The 24982-nt window shown below is 70.6% G+C and carries 21 protein-coding genes; 7 read left to right on the top strand and 14 right to left on the bottom strand.

Translation table 11 applies throughout. The features are described from left to right. Positions 1–329: 329 nt before the first annotated feature. Positions 330–2711 (top strand): glycoside hydrolase N-terminal domain-containing protein, encoded by a 2382-nt coding sequence (locus ACGFZA_RS34410; protein ID WP_393684419.1) that lies wholly within the window; start codon positions 330–332, stop codon positions 2709–2711. An 84-nt stretch (positions 2712–2795) separates the two neighbouring features. On the opposite strand, the gene ACGFZA_RS34405 is transcribed toward ACGFZA_RS34410, so the two are convergent. Beyond that, positions 2796–3152: a hypothetical protein gene (locus tag ACGFZA_RS34405; protein WP_359132541.1), complete on the bottom strand. Its 357-nt coding sequence runs from the start codon at positions 3150–3152 to the stop codon at positions 2796–2798. A gap of 98 nt (positions 3153–3250) precedes the next feature. Then, positions 3251–4198, bottom strand: coding sequence for a heme o synthase (locus ACGFZA_RS34400; RefSeq protein ID WP_385288327.1), 948 nt, complete (start codon positions 4196–4198; stop codon positions 3251–3253). Between the two features lie 461 nt (positions 4199–4659). Here ACGFZA_RS34400 and tkt point away from each other — a divergent pair, with 461 nt between their 5' ends. The 6 genes from tkt to ACGFZA_RS34370 all read left to right on the top strand — a co-directional run bounded on the left by tkt (position 4660) and on the right by ACGFZA_RS34370 (position 11669). Next, a complete protein-coding gene (gene tkt / locus ACGFZA_RS34395) occupies positions 4660–6747 on the top strand; it encodes a transketolase (protein ID WP_385288330.1) in 2088 nt (695 codons plus the stop codon). Positions 6748–6781: 34 nt separating this feature from the next. Further along, positions 6782–7900 carry a transaldolase gene (gene tal, locus ACGFZA_RS34390; protein ID WP_385288333.1) on the top strand — a complete coding sequence of 373 codons (1119 nt, stop codon included), beginning with the start codon at positions 6782–6784 and terminating at the stop codon, positions 7898–7900. A 5-nt stretch (positions 7901–7905) separates the two neighbouring features. Beyond that, on the top strand, positions 7906–9438 hold the full coding sequence (zwf, locus tag ACGFZA_RS34385; protein WP_385288336.1) for a glucose-6-phosphate dehydrogenase: 1533 nt from the start codon (positions 7906–7908) through the stop codon (positions 9436–9438). Further along, positions 9435–10451: a glucose-6-phosphate dehydrogenase assembly protein OpcA gene (gene opcA / locus ACGFZA_RS34380; RefSeq protein ID WP_385288339.1), complete on the top strand. Its 1017-nt coding sequence runs from the start codon at positions 9435–9437 to the stop codon at positions 10449–10451. The genes zwf and opcA overlap by 4 nt, the downstream gene beginning before the upstream one ends. Then, positions 10448–11233 (top strand): 6-phosphogluconolactonase, encoded by a 786-nt coding sequence (gene pgl / locus ACGFZA_RS34375; RefSeq protein WP_393684323.1) that lies wholly within the window; start codon positions 10448–10450, stop codon positions 11231–11233. The genes opcA and pgl overlap by 4 nt, the downstream gene beginning before the upstream one ends. A 79-nt stretch (positions 11234–11312) precedes the next feature. Further along, positions 11313–11669: a VOC family protein gene (locus tag ACGFZA_RS34370; protein ID WP_385288344.1), complete on the top strand. Its 357-nt coding sequence runs from the start codon at positions 11313–11315 to the stop codon at positions 11667–11669. A gap of 6 nt (positions 11670–11675) precedes the next feature. Here the strand turns inward: ACGFZA_RS34370 and ACGFZA_RS34365 are convergent, their stop codons facing one another. The 12 genes from ACGFZA_RS34365 to uvrC form a co-directional block, all read right to left on the bottom strand. Next, positions 11676–13241 (bottom strand): PH domain-containing protein, encoded by a 1566-nt coding sequence (locus ACGFZA_RS34365; RefSeq protein ID WP_393684320.1) that lies wholly within the window; start codon positions 13239–13241, stop codon positions 11676–11678. Further along, positions 13238–13741 (bottom strand): PH domain-containing protein, encoded by a 504-nt coding sequence (locus ACGFZA_RS34360; protein ID WP_385288350.1) that lies wholly within the window; start codon positions 13739–13741, stop codon positions 13238–13240. The genes ACGFZA_RS34365 and ACGFZA_RS34360 overlap by 4 nt, the downstream gene beginning before the upstream one ends. Positions 13742–13745: 4 nt before the next feature. Then, positions 13746–15398: a glucose-6-phosphate isomerase gene (gene pgi / locus ACGFZA_RS34355; RefSeq protein WP_385288367.1), complete on the bottom strand. Its 1653-nt coding sequence runs from the start codon at positions 15396–15398 to the stop codon at positions 13746–13748. Between the two features lie 173 nt (positions 15399–15571). Continuing rightward, entirely contained in the window at positions 15572–15907 is a 336-nt protein-coding gene (locus ACGFZA_RS34350; protein WP_078622699.1) for an RNA polymerase-binding protein RbpA, read from the bottom strand. A gap of 108 nt (positions 15908–16015) precedes the next feature. Next, positions 16016–16252, bottom strand: a complete 237-nt coding sequence (gene secG, locus ACGFZA_RS34345) for a preprotein translocase subunit SecG (protein ID WP_018104607.1) — start codon at positions 16250–16252, stop codon at positions 16016–16018. A 110-nt stretch (positions 16253–16362) separates the two neighbouring features. Continuing rightward, positions 16363–17151 (bottom strand): triose-phosphate isomerase, encoded by a 789-nt coding sequence (gene tpiA / locus ACGFZA_RS34340; RefSeq protein WP_385288353.1) that lies wholly within the window; start codon positions 17149–17151, stop codon positions 16363–16365. Between the two features lie 6 nt (positions 17152–17157). Next, a complete protein-coding gene (locus ACGFZA_RS34335; RefSeq protein WP_385288356.1) occupies positions 17158–18369 on the bottom strand; it encodes a phosphoglycerate kinase in 1212 nt (403 codons plus the stop codon). Between the two features lie 108 nt (positions 18370–18477). Then, positions 18478–19488, bottom strand: coding sequence for a type I glyceraldehyde-3-phosphate dehydrogenase (gap, locus tag ACGFZA_RS34330; protein ID WP_219573458.1), 1011 nt, complete (start codon positions 19486–19488; stop codon positions 18478–18480). Between the two features lie 259 nt (positions 19489–19747). Beyond that, on the bottom strand, positions 19748–20737 hold the full coding sequence (gene whiA, locus ACGFZA_RS34325) for a DNA-binding protein WhiA (protein ID WP_024494235.1): 990 nt from the start codon (positions 20735–20737) through the stop codon (positions 19748–19750). Beyond that, positions 20728–21759: a uridine diphosphate-N-acetylglucosamine-binding protein YvcK gene (gene yvcK, locus ACGFZA_RS34320; protein WP_385288360.1), complete on the bottom strand. Its 1032-nt coding sequence runs from the start codon at positions 21757–21759 to the stop codon at positions 20728–20730. The genes whiA and yvcK overlap by 10 nt, the downstream gene beginning before the upstream one ends. Further along, on the bottom strand, positions 21756–22721 hold the full coding sequence (gene rapZ, locus ACGFZA_RS34315) for an RNase adapter RapZ (RefSeq protein ID WP_385288362.1): 966 nt from the start codon (positions 22719–22721) through the stop codon (positions 21756–21758). Before rapZ ends, yvcK begins: the two co-directional genes overlap by 4 nt. Next, the gene (gene uvrC, locus ACGFZA_RS34310; RefSeq protein WP_393684315.1) at positions 22718–24862 is read right to left on the bottom strand and encodes an excinuclease ABC subunit UvrC; all 2145 of its coding nucleotides are present in this window, start codon (positions 24860–24862) and stop codon (positions 22718–22720) included. The genes rapZ and uvrC overlap by 4 nt, the downstream gene beginning before the upstream one ends. Between the last annotated feature and the right edge of the window lie 120 nt (positions 24863–24982).

Genomic DNA, 24982 nt, shown 5'->3' with positions numbered 1-24982 from the left:
CCGAAGCTCCGCGCGGCCGACGCCGCCCGGCCCCCGGCGTTCCACGCAGCCGAGACCGCCCCACCCGTGCGCGGGCCGGGGGTGCGCACCGCCGCGCCCCCGGCCGGCCCCGTGCCGCGGGGTGCGCACCGCCGCGCCCCCGGCCGGCCCCGTGCCGCGTCCGCACCCGTCCGCATCACCGTGCCCGAACCCCTCCGCATCACCATTTCCGTACCCGTCCGCACCCGTCCGCATCGCCGTGTCCGCAGGAATGGAGTCCTTCCCCCGTGAACGACCAGCACCCGCACACCCCTGCGCAGCCCCGCTCACGCACCGAGGCCCCCGCCGGGATGGGCCGGCGGCGCGCCCTCGCACTCGCGGCCGCCGCCGCATCCCTCCCGGCGCTCGGCGGGCTGCCCGCCTTCGCCGCCTCCGCCCCGCCGCGACGCCCCACGACCTCGCCGATGGCCGCCGACGGGACGGGCACGGCCACCCGGATGTGGTACCGCGCCCCGGCCGGTCCGAAGACTATGCTGGAGCGTGCCCTGCCGGTCGGCAACGGCCGGCTCGGCGCCCTCGTCGGCAGCGACCCCGCGCAGGAGCTGCTCTTCGTCACCGACGCCACCCTGTGGACCGGGGAGGTCAACGACACCCTGGACCAGGACGGCCAGTTCCCCTACGGACGGGACGACTTCGGCAGCCTCACCCAGCTGGCGCACATCACGGTGGACATCCCGGACCACGATCTCGGTTCGGTCCACGACTACCGGCGTGAGCTCGATCTCGCCCAGGGCCTGGTCAGCGCCGGCTACGTCCGCTCGGGGGTGACGTATCAGCGCCGGGTCTTCGCCAGCGCCCCGGACGACGTGATCGTCGTGCAGTTCACCCAGCGCGGCGGTGGTCACTACACCGGCACGGTCTCGCTCGACGGCACCCACGGCGAGTCCACCTCGGGCGACGGCCCGCTCACCACGCTGTCGCTCGACGCCCGGTTCGCCAACGGGCTCCGCTACGGTGCCGCCCTCACCGCGCACAGCGCGAGCGGATCCGTCTCCGTCACGGACTCGAAGATCGTCTTCACCCGGTGCGCCGATCTGACGCTGGTGTTCAGCGGCGGCACGAACTACTCGCCCGACCCGCGGGACGGGTACCGGAACCCGGAGCTCGACCCCGCCGCCCTCGCCGCGGCCAAGGTGCGCGACGCCGTGTCCCTGCCGGCCACCGCACTGCTGCACACCCATGTGGCCGACTACCGCGAGCAGTTCGACGGCATGCGCCTCTCGCTGGGGTCCTCCACGGACGCGCAGCGCGCGCTCGACACCTGGGAGCGGCTGAAGGCGAGGACCCAGCAGGACGAGCCCGACCCGGAGCTCGAAGCGCTGTACGTGCAGTTCGGCCGCTACCTGATGATCAGCAGCTCCCGCGGCAGTCTGCCGGTGGCCCTCCAGGGCCCGTGGCTGGACGGGAACGACCCGGACTGGATGGGCGACTACCACACCGACATCAACATCCAGATGAACTACTGGATGGCCGACCGCGCCGCCCTCCCGCGAAGCTTCGACGCGTTCACCGACTACTGCCTCTCCCAGCTCCCGGTCTGGTCGGACCTGACCCGGCGCCTGTTCAACGACCCGCGCAACCGCTTCCGCAACACCTCGGGGAAGATCGCCGGCTGGACCGTGGCGTTCTCCACCAACATCTACGGCGGGCTGGGCTGGTGGTGGCACCCGGCGGGCAACGCCTGGCTGTGCAACACCCTGTGGGAGCACTACGAGTACACGCAGGACCGCGGACATCTGACGAAGATCTATCCGCTCCTCCAGGGCGCGTGCGAGTTCTGGGAGGCCAGGCTCGTCCCGATGACGGTGACCGACGCCGCGACCGGCGAGCGGCGCGAGGTCCTCGTCGCGGACAAGGAGTGGTCCCCCGAACACGGACCGCAGGACTCCCGCGGCAACACCTACGCCCAGGAGCTGGTGCGCGACCTCTTCGCCCACTTCCGGGAGGCCAGTACGCTGCTCGGCCGGAACGCCGCGTACAGCAGGACCCTCGCCGCGCTCCAGGAGCGGCTGTACCTTCCCGAGGTCAGTCCGAAGACCGGCTGGCTCCAGGAGTGGATGTCCCCCGACAACCTCGGCGAGACCACCCACCGCCACCTCTCGCCGCTGGTCGGCCTGTTCCCCGGCGACCGCATCCGCCCCGACGCCTCCCCCGCCACGCTGGTGAAGGGAGCGACCGAACTGCTGACCGCGCGCGGCATGGAGAACTTCGGCTGGGCCAACGCCTGGCGGTCACTGTGCTGGTCACGCCTGAAGAACGCGGAGAACGCCTACCGGCTGATCGCCACCAATCTGCGGCCCTCCGTCGACGGCACCAACGGCAGCGCGATGAACCTCTTCGACATCTACGAGGCGGCGAAGGGGCGGGGGATCTTCCAGATCGAGTCCAACTTCGGCACCGCGGCCGCGGTGATCGAGATGCTGCTCTACTCACGCCCCGGGCACATCGAGCTGCTTCCCGCGCTGCCGGCCGCCTGGGCGGACTCCGGATCGGTGACCGGCGTCGGGGCGCGCGGCGGTTTCACCGTCGACCTGAGCTGGCGGGACGGCCGGGTCCGCGAGGCCACCGTCCGCAGCGTCGGCGGGCGGCGGACCACGGTGACGGCGGGCGGCGTCACCCGGGACGTGCGGCTGCGGGCCGGCGGTTCGGTCACCCTGCGGAACTTCCGGTGACCCGCGCCGGCGGCTGAACCCTCGCCCCAGATGCCGGGGCGGGTGCGGCAGGACAGAGGTCCTGCCGCACCCGCCCGTCGGGATTCAGGCCTTGTTCGCCGGACCGCCGACCTGGATGCCGGCCATCCGGGTCCACTCGTACGGCCCCGTGTGGACCTTCGCGGCGAACTCGCCGTCGAAGGACTCGTGCATCGTGATCCCGGACTTCTGCGCGGCGCTCTCGGCCACCGCGTACGACGGGGCGACCAGATCGCCCCAGCCGCCGTCCTCGCCGACGAGGACGATGCGGGTGCCCATCTGCCCGATGTAGGCCAGCTGCCCCTCCGCACCACCGTGCGCCTTCGCGAAGGCACCGATCTGCTTGGCCAGCCTGGCCGCCCTGCGCTCCGCGCGCGCCGCCTGCTTGCCGTCCACCTGCTGGGTCTCAGCCGTCTCTGCCATGCACAGGATGCTACCGATGGGTAGATGAACGTGCGACGGGCGGGGAGCGTGGCCTGTGCCACGCTCCCCGCCCGTCGGCAGGTCGTACAAAGGAGGTACTACCTCAGGAAGGGGTCCACCGCCACGGCGACGAACAGCAGCGACACATAGGTGATCGACCAGTGGAACAGCCGCATCTCCTTGAGCTTCCCGCCGGTCACGCCGGACTTCGCCCGGTTCAGCAGGGCGTGCGCCTCCCAGAGCCAGAAGCCACCGGTCAGCACCGCCACGGCCGTGTAGAACCAGCCGGTGTAGCCCAGCGGGGTCAGCAGCAGCGATACGGCGACCATCACCCAGCTGTAGAGGACGATCTGGCGGGCCACCACCCGATTGGAGGCGATGACCGGGAGCATGGGCACGCCGACCCGCGCGTAGTCGTCCTTCACCTTCATGGAGAGCGGCCAGTAGTGCGGCGGCGTCCAGAAGAAGATGACGGCGAAGAGAATCACCGCGGCCCAGGACATCGAGTTCGTCACGGCGGACCAGCCGATGAGCACCGGCATGCAGCCCGCGATGCCGCCCCAGACGATGTTCTGCGAGGTGCGACGCTTCAGGATCATCGTGTACACGACGACGTAGAAGAGCAGGGCGCCGAGCGACAGAGCCGCCGACAGCCAGTTCACCAGCAGGCCGAACCAGACCGTCGAGATCACCGCGAGGGCGATACCGAAGGCCAGGCACTCGCGCGGGCTCACCATGCCGGTGACCAGCGGGCGCTGCGACGTACGGTCCATCAACGCGTCGATGTCGCGGTCGATGTACATGTTCAGTGCATTGGCACCGCCGGCGGACAGGTATCCGCCGATGGTGGTAGTGAGCACGAGCCACAGGTCGGGTACACCCTGAGCGGCCAGGAACATCACCGGAACAGTGGTGATCAGCAACAGCTCGATGATCCGAGGCTTGGTCAGTGCCACGAATGCCTTGACACGGGCCCCGAATGGGCGATGGCCCCCTGGGCTCGGAGTCAAGGCGACCCCTGCGGGTCGGGACTCGACGGCCGTCACGCACACCCCTGACAGAGAAATCCCAGCAAGCTCCGGGTATGAGGGCCCGGTGAAGACTTGCGCGAACCAGACCACTGTAGACGTTGGGGACAGGGCGCCCTTCGCGGGGGTGGGGTCGTGTTGATGTGGCGCGACGGGTTGCCGCGGCACGTGCGCGCACGCTCCCGCGCATCTCCGGGGGACGACCACGCGGACCGTTCGCACGGATGTGCGCCGGTGCACTCACCGGAGGTCTCAGGAGTGGCCCGGAACGCTCATCGGAGGCCTCAGGAGTGACCCCGCACGCTCATCGGAGTGAGCCCATCGGTGAGGCCCCGCGCTCATACGGGAGGCGGATTCGACGGGCCGCCCGCACCCTGGAAGGAGCCGGAAAACACGGGTGGCGACGGGGGTAGGCTCGACAACGCCCGGTGCGGTCACAGTCACCGGTTTACGACAGTGGAGAGGAGCCCTGACTCAGGGTGAGCACCAAGCCGACCACCACAGACCTCCAGTGGACCGAATTGGACCAGCGGGCCGTGGACACCGTCCGCGTCCTCGCAGCGGACGCCGTACAGAAGGTCGGAAACGGCCACCCGGGTACGGCCATGAGCCTGGCTCCCGCCGCGTACACCATCTTCCAGAAGGTGATGCGGCACGACCCCGCCGACGCGGAGTGGACCGGCCGCGACCGGTTCGTGCTCTCGGCGGGCCACAGCAGCCTGACCCTCTACATCCAGCTCTACCTGGCCGGGTACGGCCTGGAGCTCGATGACCTGAAGGCCTTCCGCACCTGGGGCTCGAAGACCCCGGGACACCCGGAGTACGGCCACACCACGGGCGTGGAGACGACGACCGGTCCGCTGGGCCAGGGTGTCGCCAACGCCGTGGGCATGGCCATGGCCGCCCGCTACGAGCGCGGCCTGTTCGACCCGGAGGCGGCCCCCGGCACCTCCCCCTTCGACCACATGGTGTGGGCCGTCGCCGGTGACGGCTGCCTCCAGGAGGGCATCTCCGCGGAGGCGTCCTCGCTGGCCGGGCACCAGAAGCTGGGCAACCTGGTCCTGCTGTGGGACGACAACCACATCTCCATCGAGGGCGACACGGAGACCGCGGTCTCCGAGGACACCCTGAAGCGCTACGAGGCGTACGGCTGGCACGTCCAGCGCGTCGAGCAGCTGCCCAGCGGCGACCTGGACCCGGCGGGTCTGTACAAGGCGCTGCTGGCCGCCAAGGCCGAGACGGAGCGCCCGTCGTTCATCGCGGCCCGCTCGATCATCGCCTGGCCCGCGCCGAACGCGCAGAACACCGAGGCCGCACACGGCTCGGCGCTCGGCGACGACGAGGTCGCCGCGACCAAGCGCGTCCTGGGCTTCGACCCGGAGAAGAGCTTCGAGGTCGCCGACGAGGTCATCGCGCACACCCGTGAGGCGCTGGACCGCGGCCGCGAGGCCAAGGCCGCGTGGGAGAAGACCTTCGCCGCCTGGCGCACCGCCAACCCGGAGCGCGCCGCCGAGTTCGACCGGATCTCCGCGGGCGAGCTGCCCGAGGGCTGGGAGGACAAGCTCCCCGTCTTCGAGCCCGGCAAGGGTGTCGCCACCCGCGCCGCCTCCGGCAAGGTGCTCCAGGCGCTCGGTGAGATCGTCCCCGAGCTGTGGGGCGGCTCCGCCGACCTCGCGGGCTCGAACAACACCACGATCGACAAGACGTCGTCGTTCCTCCCGGAGGGCAACCCCCTGCCGGGCGCGGACCCGTACGGCCGCACGATCCACTTCGGCATCCGCGAGCACGCCATGGCCGCGGCCATGAACGGCATCGCGCTGCACGGCAACACCCGCATCTACGGCGGCACCTTCCTGGTGTTCTCCGACTACATGCGCAACGCCGTGCGCCTGTCCGCGCTGATGCACCTGCCGGTGACGTACGTGTGGACGCACGACTCGATCGGTCTCGGCGAGGACGGCCCGACCCACCAGCCGGTGGAGCACCTGGCCTCGCTGCGCGCCATCCCGGGCCTGAACGTCGTCCGCCCGGCCGACGCCAACGAGACCTCCCTCGCCTGGCGCGAGATCCTGCGCCGCTACACCAAGGTGTTCGGCAAGGGCGCTCCCCACGGCCTGGCGCTGACCCGCCAGGGCGTGCCGACGTACGAGGCGAACGAGAACGCGGCCAAGGGCGGCTACGTGCTCTTCGACGCGGAGGGCGGCGACGCCCAGGTCGTCCTCATCGGCACCGGCTCCGAGGTGCACCTCGCCGTCGAGGCGCGCGAGGAGCTCCAGGCCGCCGGCATCCCGGCCCGCGTCGTGTCGATGCCGTGTGTCGAGTGGTTCGAGGAGCAGGACCAGGCGTACAAGGACAGCGTCCTTCCGCCGTCGGTGAAGGCCCGCGTGGCGGTCGAGGCGGGCATCGGCCTGACCTGGTACCGGTACGTCGGGGACGCCGGCCGGATCGTCTCGCTGGAGCACTTCGGTGCCTCGGCGGACGCCAAGGTCCTGTTCCGCGAGTTCGGCTTCACCGGCGAGGCCGTCGCGGCCGCCGCCCGGGAATCTCTCGCCGCCGTCACGCGCTGACGCCGTTATACGACTAGTAGGAGATGCAATTCTCATGACAGACGCACTCAAGCGCCTCTCCGACGAGGGCGTGGCGATCTGGCTCGACGACCTGTCCCGCACACGGATCACCTCCGGCAACCTCGCCGAGCTGATCGACCAGAGCCACGTCGTGGGTGTCACGACCAACCCGTCGATCTTCCAGAAGGCGATCTCCCAGGGCCACGGTTACGACCAGCAGCTCACCGACCTCGCCACCCGCAAGGTCACCGTGGACGAGGCCATCCGCATGATCACGACGGCGGACGTCCGCGACGCCGCCGACATCCTGCGTCCGGTCTTCGACACCACGGACGGCCAGGACGGCCGGGTCTCCATCGAGGTCGACCCGCGCCTGGCGCACCACACCGCGGCCACGGTCGCCGAGGCCAAGCAGCTCGCCTGGCTGGTGGACCGGCCGAACACGCTCATCAAGATCCCGGCGACGAAGGCCGGCCTGCCGGCGATCACCGAGGTCATCGGCAAGGGCATCAGCGTCAACGTCACGCTGATCTTCTCGCTGGAGCGCTACCGCGAGGTCATGGACGCCTACCTGGCGGGTCTGGAGAAGGCGAAGGCCGCGGGCCTGGACCTCTCCAAGATCCACTCGGTGGCCTCGTTCTTCGTGTCCCGCGTGGACTCCGAGATCGACAAGCGTCTCGACGCGGTCGGCACCGACGAGGCCAAGGCCCTCAAGGGCAAGGCGGCTCTCGCCAACGCCCGGCTGGCCTACCAGGCGTTCGAGGAGGTCTTCTCCTCGGACCGCTGGGCCGCGCTCGACAAGGCGCACGCCAACAAGCAGCGTCCGCTGTGGGCCTCCACCGGCGTGAAGGACCCCGCGTACAAGGACACGCTGTACGTGGACGACCTGGTCGCCCCCGGCACGGTGAACACCATGCCCGAGGCCACCCTGGACGCCACCGCGGACCACGGACAGATCACGGGCAACACGATCGCCGGCACCTACGAGCAGGCCCGTGCCGAGCTCGACGCCGTCGAGAAGCTGGGTGTCTCGTACGACGACGTCGTCCAGCTCCTCGAGGACGAGGGCGTCGAGAAGTTCGAGGCCGCCTGGATCGACCTGCTCAACTCGACCGAGGCAGAGCTCAAGCGCCTCGCCCCTTCGGAGGGCTGACCACTTTGTCTGGTGTTCCCGGAGCCAACCCGCTCCGTGACGCCCAGGACCGACGGCTCCCGCGCATCGCGGGGCCGTCGGGCCTGGTCATCTTTGGCGTCACGGGCGATTTGTCCCGTAAGAAGCTGATGCCCGCCGTCTACGACCTGGCCAATCGCGGCCTGCTGCCGCCGGGCTTCTCACTCATCGGATTCGCGCGCCGCGAGTGGCAGGACGAGGACTTCGCACAGGAGGTCCACGACGCCGTCAAGCAGCACGCCCGTACGGAGTTCCGCGAGGAGGTCTGGCAGCAGCTCATCCAGGGGATGCGCTTCGTCCAGGGCAACTTCGACGACGACGACGCCTTCGAGACCCTGAAGGCGACGATCCAGGAGCTCGACCAGGCACAGGGGACGGGCGGCAACTTCGCCTTCTACCTCTCCGTGCCGCCGAAGTTCTTCCCCAAGGTCGTCCAGCAGCTCAAGAAGCACGGGCTCGCGGACCAGAAGGAGGGTTCCTGGCGGCGTGCCGTCATCGAGAAGCCCTTCGGCCACGACCTGAAGAGCGCGCAGGAGCTCAACCAGCTCGTGCACGACGTCTTCCCGCCCAACGAGGTCTTCCGGATCGACCACTACCTGGGCAAGGAGACGGTTCAGAACATCCTGGCGCTGCGGTTCGCCAACACGATGTTCGAGCCGATCTGGAACCGGAGCTACGTCGACCACGTCCAGATCACGATGGCCGAGGACATCGGCATCGGCGGCCGGGCCGGCTACTACGACGGCATCGGCGCCGCCCGTGACGTCATCCAGAACCACCTGCTCCAGCTGCTGGCGCTGACCGCGATGGAGGAGCCCGGCTCCTTCCACCCGAAGGCCCTGGTCGCCGAGAAGCTCAAGGTGCTCACTGCCGTCGAGCTGCCGGACGACCTCGGCAAGCACACCGTGCGCGGTCAGTACGCGCACGCGTGGCAGGGCGGCGAGGAAGTCCTCGGCTATCTGGAGGAGGACGGTATCGACCCCAAGTCGAAGACCGACACCTTCGCCGCGATCAAGCTGACGATCAACAACCGCCGCTGGGCGGGCGTGCCGTTCTACCTCCGTACCGGAAAGCGGCTCGGCCGCCGGGTCACGGAGATCGCGATCGTCTTCAAGCGCGCCCCGTACCTCCCCTTCGAGTCCGGGGCGACCGAGGAACTGGGCAGCAACGCCCTGGTCATCCGGGTCCAGCCGGACGAGGGCGTGACCGTGCGGTTCGGCTCCAAGGTGCCCGGCACCTCGATGGAGGTCCGGGACGTCACGATGGACTTCGCCTACGGCGAGTCCTTCACGGAGTCCAGCCCGGAGGCCTACGAGCGGCTCATCCTCGATGTGCTCCTCGGCGACGCCAACCTCTTCCCCCGGCACCAGGAGGTCGAACTCTCCTGGGACATCCTCGACCCGATCGAGGAGTACTGGGACAAGCACGGCAAGCCCGCGCAGTACCCGGCGGGCACCTGGGGCCCGGCCGAGGCGGACGAGATGCTCGCACGAGACGGACGGAGCTGGCGCCGGCCATGAAGATCGATCTCACGGAAACCACTTCCAGCAAGATCAACCAGGCGCTGGTGTCGGCCCGTCGTGCCATCGGCACCCCGGCGATCGGCATGGTCCTCACGCTGGTCATCGTCACCGACGAGGAGAACGCCTACGACGCTCTCAAGTCGGCCGGTGACGCCTCGCGCGAGCACCCCTCGCGGATCATCGCGGTGATCAAGCGCGTCAGCCGTTCGCCGCGCAGCCGGCGTGACGCCCGGCTGGACGCCGAGGTCCGGGTCGGCTCCGACGCGGGCACCGGCGAGACCGTGGTGCTGCGGCTCCACGGCGAACTGGCCAACCACGCCCAGTCGGTGGTCCTGCCGCTGCTGCTGCCGGACGCCCCGGTCGTGGTGTGGTGGCCCGAGGGCGCCCCCGCCGATCCGGCGAAGGACCCGCTGGGCGCGCTCGCCCAGCGCCGGATCACGGACGCGTACTCGGCCGAGCACCCGAGCGACGAGCTCGCGGTGCGCGCGAAGTCGTACACCCCCGGGGACACGGATCTGTCCTGGACCCGCATCACGCCGTGGCGCTCGATGCTGGCGGCCGCGCTGGACCAGCAGGCCGTGGCCGTCGTCTCGGCGACGGTCGAGGGCGAGTCCGAGAACCCGAGCTGCGAACTGCTGGCCATGTGGCTCGCGGACCGGCTCCAGGTCCCGGTCGAACGCACCATGTCCGGCGGTCCCGGTCTGACGGCCGTCCGGATGGAGACCAAGTCCGGCACGATCGTGCTGGACCGGGCCGACGGTTCGCTCGCCACGCTCTCCATGGTGGGACAGCCGGACCGTGCGGTGGCGCTCAAGCGCCGGGAGACCGCGGAGCTGCTCGCCGAGGAGCTGCGTCGGCTCGACCCGGACAACACCTACGAGTCCGCGGTGAAGTTCGGCGTGGAGCGGCTCGGGGAGGCGGCGAAGCCCAAGGCCGGCGCGTCCGCGTCGCCCGCGGCGCCCGCTGCCAAGAAGACGGCCGCGCCCGCGAAGAAGGCGGCGTCGAAGTGAGCGTCGTCCCGCAGCTCGTCGTGCACCGCGACAAGGAGTTGATGGCGCAGGCCGCCGCGGCCCGGCTGATCACGAAGATCGTGGACGCCCAGGCCGCACGCGGTCACGCCTCGGTGGTGCTCACCGGCGGTCGCAACGGCAACGGCCTGCTGGCCGCGCTCGCCGACGCGCCCGCCCGGGACGCGATCGACTGGTCGCGGCTCGACCTGTGGTGGGGCGACGAGCGGTTCCTGCCGGACGGCGATCCGGAACGCAATGTCACGCAGGCCCGCAAGGCCCTGCTGGACTCGGTGCCGCTGGACCCGTCCCGGGTGCACGCGATGCCAGCGTCGGACGGGCCGTACGGTCATGACGTCGATGCGGCGGCGGCCGCGTACGCCGCCGAACTGGCCGCCGCGGCCGGTCCGGAGGACCACGGACCGGTGCCGGTGTTCGACGTGCTGATGCTGGGTGTCGGGCCGGACACCCATGTCGCGTCGCTCTTCCCGGAGCTGCCCGCGGTACGGGAGACCGAGCGCACCGTCGTCGGTGTGCACGGGGCTCCCAAGCCGCCGCCCGTCCGTGTCTCGCTCACGCTGCCCGCGATCCGGGCGGCGCGTGAGGTGTGGCTGCTCGCGGCGGGCGAGGACAAGGCGGAGGCCGCCGCCATCGCCCTGTCCGGGGCCGGGGAGATCCAGGCCCCGGCGGCCGGTGCGTACGGTCGCAGCCGCACGCTGTGGCTGCTGGACGCGGCGGCGGCCTCGCGGCTGCCGCGCGCCCTGTACCCGCCGGCATCCGCCTGACCTGCCGTCAGCGGTACGCACAGCAGGCCCGGTTCGCTCCTCGGAGCGGACCGGGCCTGCGGCGTGAAAGGCTCGGCCCATGCACATCGGAAGCGTGGTGATGGGCGCGTCGGACGTACGGCGTGCGGCGGCTTTCTGGAAGGCGGCGCTCGGTTACGTCGAGCGTGAGCCGCTGACGGACGACTGGGTGGTGCTGGTCCCGGCCGGAGGGACCGGGCCGGGGTTGTCGCTGGGCCGGAGCGGGGTCCCGGTGCAGGAGGTGCCCCGGGTCCACCTCGACCTGTACACCGAGGAGCAGGACGCCGAGGTGGCGCGGCTGCTCGCGCTCGGGGCCGTGCGGACCGACTGGAAGCTGTATCCCGAGGATCCGGACTTCGTGGTCCTCGCGGACACCGAGGGCAACCGTTTCTGCGTCATCGACACGACGCACGGCTGACCGCGCTCATTCCCCGGCCCCCCGCTTCGCCCGCATCCGCTCCGGGAGCCCGCCTCGCTCCCCCGCCGGGACCCGCTCCAGGAAGGGCTCCAGCAGCCCCGGAACGGCCTCGGAGGCGAAGACCAGACCCTCGGACGCGTCAGCGTCATACACCGTGTACACGCCCGCTCCGGCGGCCGTCGTCGCGCTGATGTTCAGCAGCCCGGCCCGTCGCTGGAAGTACGACTGCCGGACCGTCCAGCCGATCACCCCGGCCCGCTCCAGCGCGGCAGTGGAGCGGCGCAGGGTGCCCGAGCGGGTCACCAGGTAGCCGCCGCTGAGGACGTGTCCGAGGCCGCGGTACGCGTCGCGCGCCAGCAGCGCCCCGGCGGGCAGCCCGAGTGCGGCGCAGCCGAGCGCGGTCCAGAGCAGCACGGGCGTCAGCAGGGCGCCGAGCAGGGCCTGGACCAGAACGGGCACCAGGACCGCCGCGTACGCCCGTCGAAGGCGCCGGCCGCGCGCGGCGGGCGGATGCGCGGTCAGCTCGGCACCGGTCGGGGACACGGCTTCGCGCAGCACCGCCGCGGCCGCCCCGTCGGCGACCGGCCGGGGCGCGACGGGCAGCAGGGTGCTGTGGTCGCCGCGTTCCTCCTCGTCGTCCTTGGCCAGTCCGGTGGTGATGGCGTCGACCCGGGCGGCGCCCAGCAGACGGACGCCGAGCGGCTCGACGAGGTCGACACCGCGCAGGCGGCGCTCCTCGATGGAGACGGACCGCGAGGTGAGCAGTCCGCGCCGGATGCGCAGGGTGCCGCCCGGTTCGCGTTCGAGGCGGTAGTTCCACCACATCTCGACCCAGAGGCCCAGTGCGCCAACGGCGCCCGCGAGGGTCGCGGCGACGGCGAGCAGCGCGATCACGGAGGGCAGGGAGAAGTCCCGGAACCGGTCGCTCGCCCACTCGATCACCTGCCCCTGTGCCCCGAACCAGTCGCTGACCTGCAGCACCGCCCCGGCTGCGGCGCCGCCGAGCGCGGGTGCCACGAAGGAGACCGGCGCGTAGCGGATCCAGCGGGGGTCGAGCGTGGCCAGCTCGCCCTCGCGGTGGCTGCCGGACGCTTCGGTGAGTCCGCGTTCCAGGAGCGCGCGGCGCAGCCGTTCGCCCTCGGCGCGCAGGACCGGGTCGAGTACCAGGGTGGATTCGTCGCCGTGGTGCTCACCGGTGCCGATCCGCACGGTGACGAGCCCGAGGACGCGCTGGAGCAGAGGGGCGGTGAGGTCGACGCTGCGGATGCGTTCCCGGGCCAGGGAGCGCTTCCTGACGAGCAGGAGGCCGGTGTGGAGCTCGACCCGGTCGGCTCCGACGCGGTAGCGGGTGCGGCGCCAGCGTACGTAGTCGGCACCCGCGCTGCCCGCGATGAGCAGGGCCACGCCCGCCGCCACCCAGGCGACGGCGGCGACGAACCCGAACCGTCCGGAGAGCCCGAGCGTGGTCGGTACGGCGGCTCCGGCCGCCACGCCCGCCGTGACGAGGGCGGTGGCCAGGACCGTACGCCGGTCGAGCCGGCGCCAGTCCGCGGGCGGGGCGGCGGTGCTCATGTGGCATCGCCCGGGGTGTCCTGGGTGATGCGGGTCAGCCGCTCGGCGAGCTCGGCCGCCCGTTCGTGGTCGAGGCCCTCGATCCGGACGGCGCCCTTGGCCGAGGCGGTGGTGACGGTGACCGTGGCGAGCCTGTAGAGCTGTTCGAGGGGGCCGCGCACGGTGTCCACGGTCTGGATCCGGGACATCGGCGCGATCCGCCACTCCTGCCACAGCACCCCCGTCCGGACGTACACCGCCTCGTCGGTGACCTCCCAGCGGTGTGTACGGAACCACCAGAGGGGGACGAGGACGGCACAGCCGATGCCGAGGACCGCGAGGACCGCGGCGGGCAGCAGCAGCCAGAACCGGGCGGACGCGACGAACACGCCCAGCACGGCCAGGACCACCACCGGTACCGCGGTCAGCAGCAGCCACTGCGCCCGCCACCAGCCGACAGCCCGCGGGTCCGGCGTGTGCGCCGGAGACCGCAGCCGTACCGTCCCCTCCCCCGTGGCCACGGACTCAGCGCCCCCGCAGCTCGCGGTACGCGGAGACCAGCGCGGCGGTCGAACTGTCCAGCTGCTCGGCGCCCTTGCCCTCCGTCAGCACCGGCTCGATCCGCTTGGCGAGGACCTTGCCGAGCTCGACACCCCACTGGTCGAAGGAGTCGATGTTCCAGACGGCGCCCTGGACGAAGACCTTGTGCTCGTACAGCGCGATCAGCTGGCCGAGCACGGACGGCGTCAGCCGGTCGGCGAGGATCGTCGTCGTCGGGTGGTTGCCGCGGAACGTCTTGTGCGGCACCAACTCCTCGGGGACGCCCTCGGCGCGTACCTCGTCGGGCGTCTTGCCGAAGGCCAGCGCCTGGGTCTGGGCGAAGAAGTTGGCCATCAGCAGGTCGTGCTGGGCGACCAGTCCGGGCAGCAGGGCCCGGACCGGCTCGGCGAAGCCGATGAAGTCGGCCGGGATGACCTTGGTGCCCTGGTGGATCAGCTGGTAGTAGGCGTGCTGCCCGTTGGTACCGGGGGTGCCCCAGACGACCGGACCGGTCTGCCAGTCGACCGGGTTGCCGTCCCGGTCCACGGACTTGCCGTTCGACTCCATGTCGAGCTGCTGGAGGTAGGCCGTGAACTTGGACAGGTAGTGGCTGTAGGGCAGCACGGCGTGCGACTGCGCGTCGAAGAACGCGCCGTACCAGACTCCCAGCAGGCCCAGCAGCAGCGGGGCGTTCTCCTCGGCCGGGGCGGTGCGGAAGTGCTCGTCGACGAGGTGGAAGCCGTCGAGCATCTCGCGGAACCGGTCCGGTCCGATGGCGATCATCAGCGAGAGGCCGATGGCGGAGTCGTACGAGTAGCGGCCGCCGACCCAGTCCCAGAACTCGAACATGTTGGCGGTGTCGATGCCGAAGTCGGAGACCTTCTCGGCGTTCGTCGACAGGGCCACGAAGTGCTTGGCCACCGCGTCCTGACCGGCCCTCAGCCCGGTCAGGAGCCAGTCGCGGGCCGAGGTGGCGTTGGTGATCGTCTCGATCGTGGTGAAGGTCTTCGACGCGATGACGAAGAGCGTCTCGGCCGGGTCGAGGTCGTGCAGTGCCTCGTGCAGGTCGGCGCCGTCGACGTTGGAGACGAAGCGGACGGTCAGCGAGCGGTCCGTGAAGGAGCGCAGCACCTCGTACGCCATGGCGGGGCCGAGGTCCGAGCCTCCGATGCCGATGTTGACGATGTTCTTGATCGGCTTGCCGGTGTGACCGGTCCACTCGCCCGACCTGACGCGGTCGGAGAAGGCGGCCATCTTGTCGAGCACCGCGTGCACGGCGGGCACCACGTTCTCGCCGTCGACCTCGATCACGGCGTCGCGCGGGGCGCGGAGCGCGGTGTGCAGGACGGCGCGGTCCTCGGTGGTGTTGATCTTGTCGCCGCGGAACATCGCGTCCCGCAGCTCGGCGACACCGGTGGCCGCCGCGAGCTCGCGGAGCAGCCGGAGCGTCTCGTCGGTCACCAACTGCTTGGAGTAGTCGACGTAGAGGTCGCCGACGCGCAGGGTGTACCCCGTGCCGCGCTCCGGATCGTCCGCGAACAGGTCTCGCAGACGGGTCGCCCCGAGCTCCTCGCGGTGCTTGCCCAGCGCGGTCCATTCCGGCGTCTGGTTGAGCCTGGCTCGGCTTTGTGCGTTCATCCCGGACATCAGCCCACTTCTTCTCGTAACCGCAGTTCCCCGCTGCCCCTCCAACTTAATTGATCAGGGCGGCGGACGGGACAACGGCGGGCTGCGGCACGGCAGAAGCGTTCCGGCCGGACACCCTGGGGGTGTCCGGCCGGTGAACAGCTTCTGGTGAGCCACGCGAGGTGTCAGATCTCGCCGCGGAGTTTGGCGAGGGCTTCGGCGAGGATGGCCTCGCCGTCCGCGTCGCTGCGCCGCTCGCGCACGTACGCGAGGTGCGTCTTGTACGGCTCGGTGCGCGGCGGGTCCGGCGGGCTGTCCCGGTCCTGGCCGGCCGGGAATCCGCAGCGCGGGCAGTCCCAGGTCTCCGGTACCTGCGCGTCATGGGCGAAGCTCGGCTGCGTCTCGTGCCCGTTCGAGCACCAGAAGGAGATGCGGGCCCGTGGCGCGGACTCGCCGCGCTCGGCCTCCCCCATCGGCCCCGCTCCGACCCGGCTTCCCCGGATCGCGTTGCCACTTGCCACGGTCGTAACTCCCTGCGTGATGGTGCTCGAAGATGCCCCAGTCTACGTAAGGCCCAACGCGCGTCCAGTGGTTGGAGTTACACCCTCACCGGAATCGCGTACGACGGGTCAGTTGTCCAGCTTGATGAGCAGACCAAGCACCACGATGCACGCGAACCAGCCCAGACCGACCACGACGGTGATCCGGTCGAGGTTGCGCTCGGCAACCGAGGAACCGCCGACGGAGGACTGCATTCCGCCACCGAACATGTCGGAAAGACCGCCGCCCTTCCCCTTGTGCATCAGCACCAGCAGCATCAGCAGCAGGCTGAAGACGATCAGGGCGATCTCGAACCCCAAAATCACGGCTGGTCCCTACTTTCCGAAAATTCCTGACTGCATGTGCGAACAACGGGGGCCGGGAGGCTGCCCTCCTGGCCCCCGCAAGGGTACGACGGATCCGCGCTAGCGCATACTCACTGGTCGCGGAAGCGGACGATCTTGACGAACTCGTCGGCGTCCAGCGCGGCGCCGCCGATCAGTGCGCCGTCCACATCGGGCTGCGCCATGATCGCGGCCACGTTGCCGGACTTCACCGAGCCGCCGTACTGGATACGGACCGCGTCGGCCAGCTCCTGCGAGTACAGCTCGGCGAGGCGGCCGCGGATCGCACCGCAGACCTCCTGCGCGTCCTCGGGGGTGGCGACCTCGCCGGTGCCGATGGCCCAGACCGGCTCGTAGGCGATCACGATGGTCTCGGCCTGCTCGGCGGGGATGTCCTTCAGCCCGCCGTCGAGCTGCGCGAGCGTGTACGCGACCTGCTCGCCGGCCTTGCGGACGTCCAGGCCCTCGCCGACGCACAGGATCGGGGTCAGACCGTGCTTGTACGCGGCCTTCACCTTGGCGTTGCAGACCTCGTCGGTCTCCGCGTGGTACTGGCGGCGCTCGCTGTGGCCGACGGCGACGAAGGTGCACTTCAGCTTGGCGAGCATCGGGCCGGAGATCTCACCGGTGTACGCGCCGGAGTCGTGCGCCGAGATGTCCTGGGCGCCGTACTTGATCTTCAGCTTGTCGCCGTCGACCAGCGTCTGGACGGAGCGCAGGTCGGTGAAGGGCGGCAGGACGGCGACCTCTACGGCGTCGTAGTCCTTGTCGGCCAGGGCGAAGGCGAGCTTCTGGACATGCGCGATGGCCTCGAGGTGGTTGAGGTTCATCTTCCAGTTGCCCGCCATCAGCGGGGTCCGGCCTTGGGCGGTAGCAGTCATGAAAGGTCAGTCCTCCAGTGCGGCGAGGCCGGGAAGCGTCTTGCCCTCGAGGTATTCGAGGCTGGCGCCGCCACCGGTCGAGATGTGTCCGAACGCGTTCTCGTCGAAGCCCAGGATGCGGACCGCGGCGGCGGAGTCGCCACCGCCGACCACGCTGAAGCCCGAGGAGTCGACGAGGGCCTGGGCGACCGCCCGGGTGCCCTCGGCGAAGTCGGGGTGCTCGAAGACGCCCATCGGGCCGTTCCAGAAGACGGTGGCCGCGTCGGCGAGCTTCGATGCGTAGAGCTTGTTGGTCTCCGGGCCGTTGTCCAGCCCCATCTGTCCGGCCGGCATGGCGTCGGCGGCGACGGTGGAGGGGTTGGCCGGGGCCTTGGTCTTGAGGTCGGGGAACGCCGGGGCGACCACGACGTCGACGGGGAGCACGAACTCCACGCCCTTCTCCTCGGCGCGCTTGAGGTACTCCAGCACGACCGGGATCTGGTCCTCCTGGAGCAGCGAGCTGCCGACCTCGTGGCCCTGGGCCTTGAGGAAGGTGTACGCCATGCCGCCGCCGATGAGGATGCGGTCGGCGCGCTCCAGCAGGTGGTCGATGACGCCGAGCTTGTCCGAGACCTTGGCGCCGCCCAGCACGACCGCGTAGGGGCGCTGCACGTCGTCGGTGAGCTTCTTCAGGACGCCGACCTCGGTGGCGATCAGGTCGCCCGCGGCGTGCGGAAGGCGGGCCGGGAGGTCGAAGACCGAGGCGTGCTTGCGGTGCACGGCGCCGAAGCCGTCACCCACGTAGACGTCGGCGAGCTCGGCCAGCCGGTCGGCGAAGGCGCCGCGCTCGGCGTCGTCCTTCGACGTCTCGCCGGCGTTGAAGCGGAGGTTCTCGATGACGGCGACCTGGCCGTCGGCGAGCGCGGCGACGGTGGCGCGGGCGGACTCGCCGACCGTGTCGGTCGCGAAGGCCACGTCGGTCCCGAGCAGCTCACCGAGGCGGGTGGCCGCGGGCGCCAGCGAGAACGCCGGGTCCGGGGCACCCTTCGGGCGGCCCAGGTGCGAGGCGACGACGACCCGGGCGCCGGCCTCGGCCAGCTTCCGCACGGTCGGCTCGACGGCGCGGATGCGGCCGTCGTCGGTGATGGTGGTCCCGCTGAGCGGCACGTTGAGGTCGGCGCGGACGAATACGCGCTTGCCGGTGACCCCTTCGGCGAGAAGTTCGTCGATCGTCTTCATCTGTCTGGACTCCTTGGAGGACGAGAGAGCATGCAGCGGGGCTCGAACGGCGCCGCGTTGCGCCGTTCGAGCCCCGTGCTCACATCGAGGTGCCTGCCGATCCGAGGATCAGAGCTGGCCGCCGACGAAGACGGTCAGGTCGACGAGGCGGTTGGAGTAACCCCACTCGTTGTCGTACCAGCCGAGGATCTTCACCGTGTTGCCCTCCTGGACCATGGTCAGGGAGGAGTCGAAGGTGCAGGACGACGGGTCGCTGACGATGTCCGAGGACACGATCGGGTCCTCGGTGTACGTCAGGAAGCCCTTGAGGTCGCCGTCGTCGGACGCCTTCTTGAACGCGGCGTTGACCTCGTCCTTGGTGACCTCGCGCTGCAGGGTCACGACGAGGTCGGTGGCGGAACCGGTCGGGACCGGAACACGCATCGCGATGCCGTCGAGCTTGCCCTTGAGCTGCGGAAGGACCAGAGCGGTGGCCTTGGCGGCACCCGTCGTGGTCGGGATGATGTTCTCCGCGGCGGCGCGGGCGCGACGCAGGTCGGAGTGCGGGAAGTCCAGGATCCGCTGGTCGTTCGTGTACGCGTGGACCGTCGTCATCAGGCCCTTGACGATGCCGAAGTTCTCGTCGAGAACCTTGGCCATCGGCGCCACACAGTTGGTGGTGCAGGAGGCGTTGGAGATGACGTGGTGGTTGGCCGCGTCGTACTTGTCCTGGTTGACGCCCATCACGATGGTGATGTCCTCGTCCTTGGCCGGAGCCGAGATGAGGACCTTCTTGGCGCCGCCCGCGATGTGCTTGGCGGCGTCGGCCTTCTTGGTGAAGATGCCGGTCGACTCGATGACGATGTCGACGCCCAGCTCGCCCCACGGGATGTCCGCCGGGTTGCGCTCGGAGAGCACCTTGATGGTGTGACCGTCGACGGTGATGGTGTCAGCGGTGTGGCTCACCTCTGCCTTGAGACGACCCAGAATGGTGTCGTACTTCAGCAGGTGGGCCGTGGTCGCAGTGTCACCCAGGTCGTTGACAGCCACGATCTCGATGTCCGCACCCTGCTCCAGCAGCGCGCGGAAGTAGTTACGACCGATGCGGCCAAAGCCGTTGATGCCTACGCGGATCGTCACGAACCGATCTCCTCGTTAGGTACGCCGGTTTTCGACGCCGGCGAGTTGTATGGGATGTCCCCGACCGCCTCCGACCCTACCTCTCCGGAGCCCTCGGGGTGACATCGAGCAGGGCCGCAGGAACGGTGAAGGCCCGTACTCCCCAGTAGGAGTACGGGCCTCCGGTTGCCCGGTCCACCTCGCTGCGACGATTACGCAGCGTCAACGCCCGCGGATGCGCGGGGTGTTCCCGCCGCAGGCCGTCGGCGGGGGTGGTGCGTCAGCCGACCAGGCCGTCGGCCAGCTCTTCGCTGAGGGTGGATTCCGTGCTCGGGATCCCGAGGTCCTGGGCCCGCTTGTCGGCCATCGCCAGGAGGCGGCGGATCCGTCCGGCGACGGCGTCCTTGGTCAGCGGCGGATCGGCGAGGGCGCCCAGCTCCTCCAGGGAGGCCTGCTTGTGCTCCATGCGCAGCCGTCCGGCCGCCGCGAGGTGCTCGGGGACCTCCTCGCCGAGGATCTCCAGCGCGCGCCCGACCCGGGCGCCCGCCGCGACCGCGGCCCGGGCGGACCGGCGCAGGTTCGCGTCGTCGAAGTTGGCGAGCCGGTTGGCGGTGGCACGGACCTCGCGGCGCATCCGCCGCTCCTCCCAGGCCAGCACCGACTCATGGGCGCCGAGCCGGGTGAGCAGGGCGCCGATCGCGTCGCCGTCCCGGACGACGACGCGGTCCACACCGCGTACCTCACGGGCCTTCGCCGCGATGGAGAGCCTGCGGGCGGCGCCGACCAGCGCGAGCGCGGCCTCGGGCCCGGGGCAGGTCACCTCCAGCGAGGAGGAGCGGCCCGGCTCGGTGAGGGAGCCGTGGGCCAGGAAGGCCCCGCGCCAGGCGGCCTCGGCATCGCAGGTGGCCCCCGAGACCACCTGCGGGGGAAGACCGCGGATGGGACGGCCGCGGCCGTCCACCAGGCCCGTCTGGCGGGCCAGCTGATCGCCGCCCGCCACCACCCGCACGACGTAGCGCGAGCCGCGCCGCAGCCCGCCGGGCGCCATCACGATCAGCTCCGAGCTGTGCCCGAAGATCTCCAGGATGTCGCGCTTCAGCCGGCGCGCCGCCATCGCGGTGTCCAGCTCCGCCTCGATCACAATCCGGCCGCTCACCAGGTGCAGCCCACCCGCGAACCGAAGAATCGCCGAGACTTCTGCCTTCCTGCAGCAGGTCCGGGTTACGGGAAGCCGAGAGATTTCGTCCTTCACCGCTGGCGTCATCGCCATGGGCCGATCCTTCCATGCATCCGAAAAATACGGTCGTACGCGGCAGCCAACAGCTCCGGATCATGAATCGGAACGCCGTCGGGTGAGGCCACGGGCGCCAGCTCGACTGCGGCGCCGAGCCGTTTTGCGGCATCGGCGAGGGACTCGCGGTCGGGCACGGCGGCCTCGTCGGCCAACACCACGTCCAGGGCGAGTTTAGGGGCGTGTCGTCCCAAAACCTCCAAATGACGCTGCGGAGAGAAGCCATCTGTTTCACCGGGTTGCGGTGCGAGGTTCAGCGAGAGGACCTTCCGGGCCTTCGTTTCGATCAGCGCGTCCAGCAGATCGGGGACCAGCAGATGCGGAATGACCGAGGAGAACCAGGAGCCGGGACCGAGCACCACCCAGTCCGCGTCGAGGACCGCCGCGACCGCTTCGGGGACCGCCGGCGGGTCGTGCGGAACGACGTGCACGGACTGGACCTCGCCCGGGGTGAGCGCCACGGTCGCCTGGCCGCGCACCGTGTCCACCCGGTCCGGATGCTCCGGGTCGTGGCCCTTCACGAGCGCCTGCAGCTCCAGGGGCACGGCGGACATCGGCAGCACCCGGCCGTGCGCGCCGAGGAGCTTGCCGACCAGGTCGAGGGCCTGCACGTGGTCGCCGAGCTGCTCCCACAGGGCGACGATCAGCAGATTGCCGACCGCGTGCTCGTGCAGGTCGCCCTTGGACTGGAAGCGGTGCTGGATGACCTGGGCCCAGGTCTGGCCCCATTCGTCGTCGCCGCACAGCGCGGCCAGCGCCTTGCGCAGGTCGCCGGGGGGCAGGACGCCCAGCTCCTCGCGGAGCCGGCCGCTGGAGCCCCCGTCGTCGGCGACGGTGACCACGGCGGTCAGGTCGCCGGTGATCCGTCGCAGCGCGGTGAGCGAGGCGGACAGGCCCATGCCGCCGCCGAGCGCGACGACCTTGGGCTGTGCGCCGCGCTTGCGGCCGGACAGGGGGGCGCCCCTGCGCAACCGGCGCAGCCGGAGGTTGCGACTGGTCACTCGCGCCCCATGTCCCGATGCACGAGCACGGTCTCGATCCCTTCGGTGGCGAGCCTGGCCGCCAGCTTCTCCGACATGGCGACGGAGCGGTGCTTGCCGCCCGTGCAGCCGACGGCGATGGTCACGTAGCGCTTGCCCTCGCGGCGGTATCCCGCGGCGATGAGCTGGAGCAGCTCCGTGTACTGGTTGAGGAACTCCTTGGCGCCCGGCTGGTCGAAGACATACGCGGACACCTCCTCGTTGAGTCCGGTGAAGGGGCGCAACTCGGGGACCCAGTGCGGATTGGGCAGGAAGCGGCAGTCCACCACCAGGTCGGCGTCCACGGGCAGCCCGTACTTGTAGCCGAAGGACATCACGGTGGCGCGGAGCTCCGGCTCCTCGTCGCCCGCGAACTGGGCGTCCATCTTGGCGCGCAGCTCGTGGACGTTGAGGCTGGAGGTGTCGATCACCAGGTCGGCGTCGCCGCGCAGCTCGCGCAGCAGGTCGCGTTCGGCGGCGATGCCGTCGACGATGCGGCCGTCGCCCTGGAGGGGGTGCGGCCGGCGGACCGACTCGAAGCGGCGGACCAGCGCGTCGTCGGAGGACTCCAGGAAGACGATCCGCCGGGTGACGCCCTTGGTCTCCAGGTCGGCGAGCGACTCCCGCAGATTGTCGAAGAAGCGGCGGCCCCGGACGTCGACGACGACGGCGATCCGCGCCACGTTGCCCTGCGAGCGGGCGCCGAGCTCCACCATGGTGGGGATCAGCGCCGGCGGCAGGTTGTCGACGACGAACCAGCCGAGGTCCTCCAGACACTTGGCCGCCGTGCTCCGGCCGGCGCCCGACATTCCGGAGATGATCACCAGCTCGGGGATGGCCACCGCGCTGTCGCCCGTCTCGATCGAGGTGCCCGTACTCACGTCTGCTGCTCCGTCTGCTCGGTCTGTGCGGTCGTGCCCGTGTTCAAGCTCGTGCTCGGTCATGTCGTGCTGCCCCCGTCGTCCTCTTCGATGATCTCTCCTGTGGCCGTGTTCACGGCGGGCGTCGCCGGGGCGGCCGTGGCGAGGGCGACAGCCACTGATTCCGCCGTCCTGCGGCCTATCCCCGGAACCGCGCAGATCTCGTCGATTGTCGCCTGCTTCAGCTTCTTCACGGAGCCGAAATGCTTGATCAGCGCCTGTTTCCGGGACTCGCCCAGACCGGCGACCGCGTCCAGGGGGCTGGAGCGGATGCGCTTGGCCCGTTTGGCGCGCTGATAGGTGATGGCGAAGCGGTGCGCCTCGTCACGGACGCGCTGGAGGAGGTAGAGGCCCTCGCTGGAGCGGGGCAGGACGACCGGGTCGTCGTCATCGGGCAGCCAGACCTCTTCGAGGCGCTTGGCGAGGCCGCAGACGGCGATGTCGTCGATCCCCAGCTCGTCCAGGGCCCGCTTGGCTGCGGCGACCTGGGGCTGCCCGCCGTCGACCACGAGGAGCTGAGGCGGGTACGCGAACCGCTTGGGGCGGCCGTCGTCCTCACGGGGCTCGGCGGACTCGGCGGGTGGCGCACCGGCCGCGGCTCCTGCCGGGAGGGTGCCGGCGGCGGGGGCCGCACCGGCGGCTTGGAGGGTGCCGGTGGCCGGGACGGTGCCGTCGGCGTGAGGGGTGCCGTCCGCCGGGGCGGTGCCGTCCGCCGGGGCGGCGCCCGTGGCCGCGGGGCCCTCCTGCTCCCACTCCCCCGTCCGCTCCTTGTCCTGGAGGTAGCGGCGGAAGCGCCGGCTGATCACCTCGTGCATCGAGCGGACGTCGTCCTGTCCCTCGAAGCCCTTGATCTGGAAGCGGCGGTACTCGCCCTTACGGGCCAGGCCGTCCTCGAAGACCACCATCGACGCCACCACGTCGTCGCCCTGGAGGTGGGAGATGTCGAAGCACTCGATGCGCAGCGGGGCCGTGTCGAGACCGAGGGCCTCCGCGATCTCCTCCAGGGCCCGGGAGCGGGTGGTCAGGTCGGAGGCGCGCTTGGTCTTGTGCAGCCCGAGGGCCTGCTGGGCGTTGCGCTGGACCGTGGCCATCAGGTCCTTCTTGTCGCCCCGCTGCGGGATGCGCAGGCTGACCTGGGAGCCCCGGCGGTCGGCCAGCCACTGGGAGACCGCCTCGGGGTCCTCGGGAAGGGCCGGGACGAGGACCTCCTTGGGAACGGAGTCGCCGGTCTCCTCGCCGTACAGCTGCTGGAGGGCGTGCTCGACGAGGCCCGAGGTGTCGACGTTCTCCACCTTGTCGGTGACCCAGCCGCGCTGGCCGCGCACCCGGCCACCGCGGACGTGGAAGATCTGGACGGCCGCCTCCAGCTCGTCCTCCGCGACCGCGATCAGGTCGGCGTCGGTGGCGTCGGCGAGCACGACGGCGCTCTTCTCCATGGCGCGCTTGAGCGCCTCCACGTCGTCGCGCAGGCGTGCCGCGCGCTCGTACTCCATCTCCTCCGCCGCCGCCATCATGTCCTTCTCCAGGCGGCGGATGTACGTGCCGGTGCGGCCGGCCATGAAGTCGCAGAAGTCGTCCGCCAGTTCGCGGTGCTCCTCGGGGGTGACCCGGCCGACGCAGGGCGCCGAGCACTTGCCGATGTAGCCGAGGAGGCAGGGGCGGCCGGTCCTGGCGGCGTTCTTGAAGACGCCGGCGGAGCACGTGCGCACGGGGAAGACCCGGAGCATCAGGTCGACCGTCTCGCGGATCGCCCAGGCGTGCCCGTACGGACCGAAGTAGCGCACGCCCTTCTTCTTGGCACCGCGCATGACCTGGACGCGCGGGAACTCCTCGTTGAGCGTGACCGCGAGGTACGGATAGCTCTTGTCGTCGCGGTATTTGACGTTGAACCGGGGGTCGTACTCCTTGATCCAGGAGTACTCGAGCTGGAGCGCCTCGACCTCCGTGGAGACGACGGTCCACTCCACGGACGCGGCGGTGGTCACCATGGTGCGCGTGCGCGGATGGAGGCCCGACAGGTCCTGGAAGTAGTTGGCCAGGCGCTGGCGCAGGCTCTTCGCCTTCCCGACGTAGATCACCCGGCGGTGTTCGTCGCGGAATTTGTAGACCCCCGGGGAGTCGGGGATCTGTCCCGGCTTGGGGCGGTAGCTGGAGGGGTCTGCCATGTCTCCCACCCTACTTGCGGGCAGTGACAGCCCGGGTGCTCATGGGTGGCGCCGCGCTCCGGGACACGGGGTGGAGTCACGTGTCCCGGAGCACGGGGTCATCGGGTCCGGACCGGCCCG

Source organism: Streptomyces sp. NPDC048211 (assembly GCF_043202315.1).
In the GTDB taxonomy this organism is placed as follows: Bacteria; Actinomycetota; Actinomycetes; order Streptomycetales; family Streptomycetaceae; genus Streptomyces.
Note: the sequence above shows the minus strand (reverse complement) of the source record. Positions and strands in the feature narration are given on the sequence as shown.

Bases quoted from the DNA above. Each gene is read 5' to 3' on its own strand.
- whiA (WP_024494235.1), bottom strand. From the start codon at position 20,737: ATGGCGATGACGCCAGCGGTGAAGGACGAAATCTCTCGGCTTCCCGTA.
- ACGFZA_RS34410 (WP_393684419.1), top strand. From the start codon at position 330: ATGGGCCGGCGGCGCGCCCTCGCACTCGCGGCCGCCGCCGCATCCCTC.
- tal (WP_385288333.1), top strand. From the start codon at position 6,782: ATGACAGACGCACTCAAGCGCCTCTCCGACGAGGGCGTGGCGATCTGG.
- rapZ (WP_385288362.1), bottom strand. From the start codon at position 22,721: ATGACCGAGCACGAGCTTGAACACGGGCACGACCGCACAGACCGAGCA.
- ACGFZA_RS34405 (WP_359132541.1), bottom strand. From the start codon at position 3,152: ATGGCAGAGACGGCTGAGACCCAGCAGGTGGACGGCAAGCAGGCGGCG.
- tpiA (WP_385288353.1), bottom strand. From the start codon at position 17,151: ATGACTGCTACCGCCCAAGGCCGGACCCCGCTGATGGCGGGCAACTGG.
- opcA (WP_385288339.1), top strand. From the start codon at position 9,435: ATGAAGATCGATCTCACGGAAACCACTTCCAGCAAGATCAACCAGGCG.
- pgi (WP_385288367.1), bottom strand. From the start codon at position 15,398: ATGAACGCACAAAGCCGAGCCAGGCTCAACCAGACGCCGGAATGGACC.
- ACGFZA_RS34335 (WP_385288356.1), bottom strand. From the start codon at position 18,369: ATGAAGACGATCGACGAACTTCTCGCCGAAGGGGTCACCGGCAAGCGC.
- ACGFZA_RS34370 (WP_385288344.1), top strand. From the start codon at position 11,313: ATGCACATCGGAAGCGTGGTGATGGGCGCGTCGGACGTACGGCGTGCG.
- ACGFZA_RS34365 (WP_393684320.1), bottom strand. From the start codon at position 13,241: ATGAGCACCGCCGCCCCGCCCGCGGACTGGCGCCGGCTCGACCGGCGT.
- uvrC (WP_393684315.1), bottom strand. From the start codon at position 24,862: ATGGCAGACCCCTCCAGCTACCGCCCCAAGCCGGGACAGATCCCCGAC.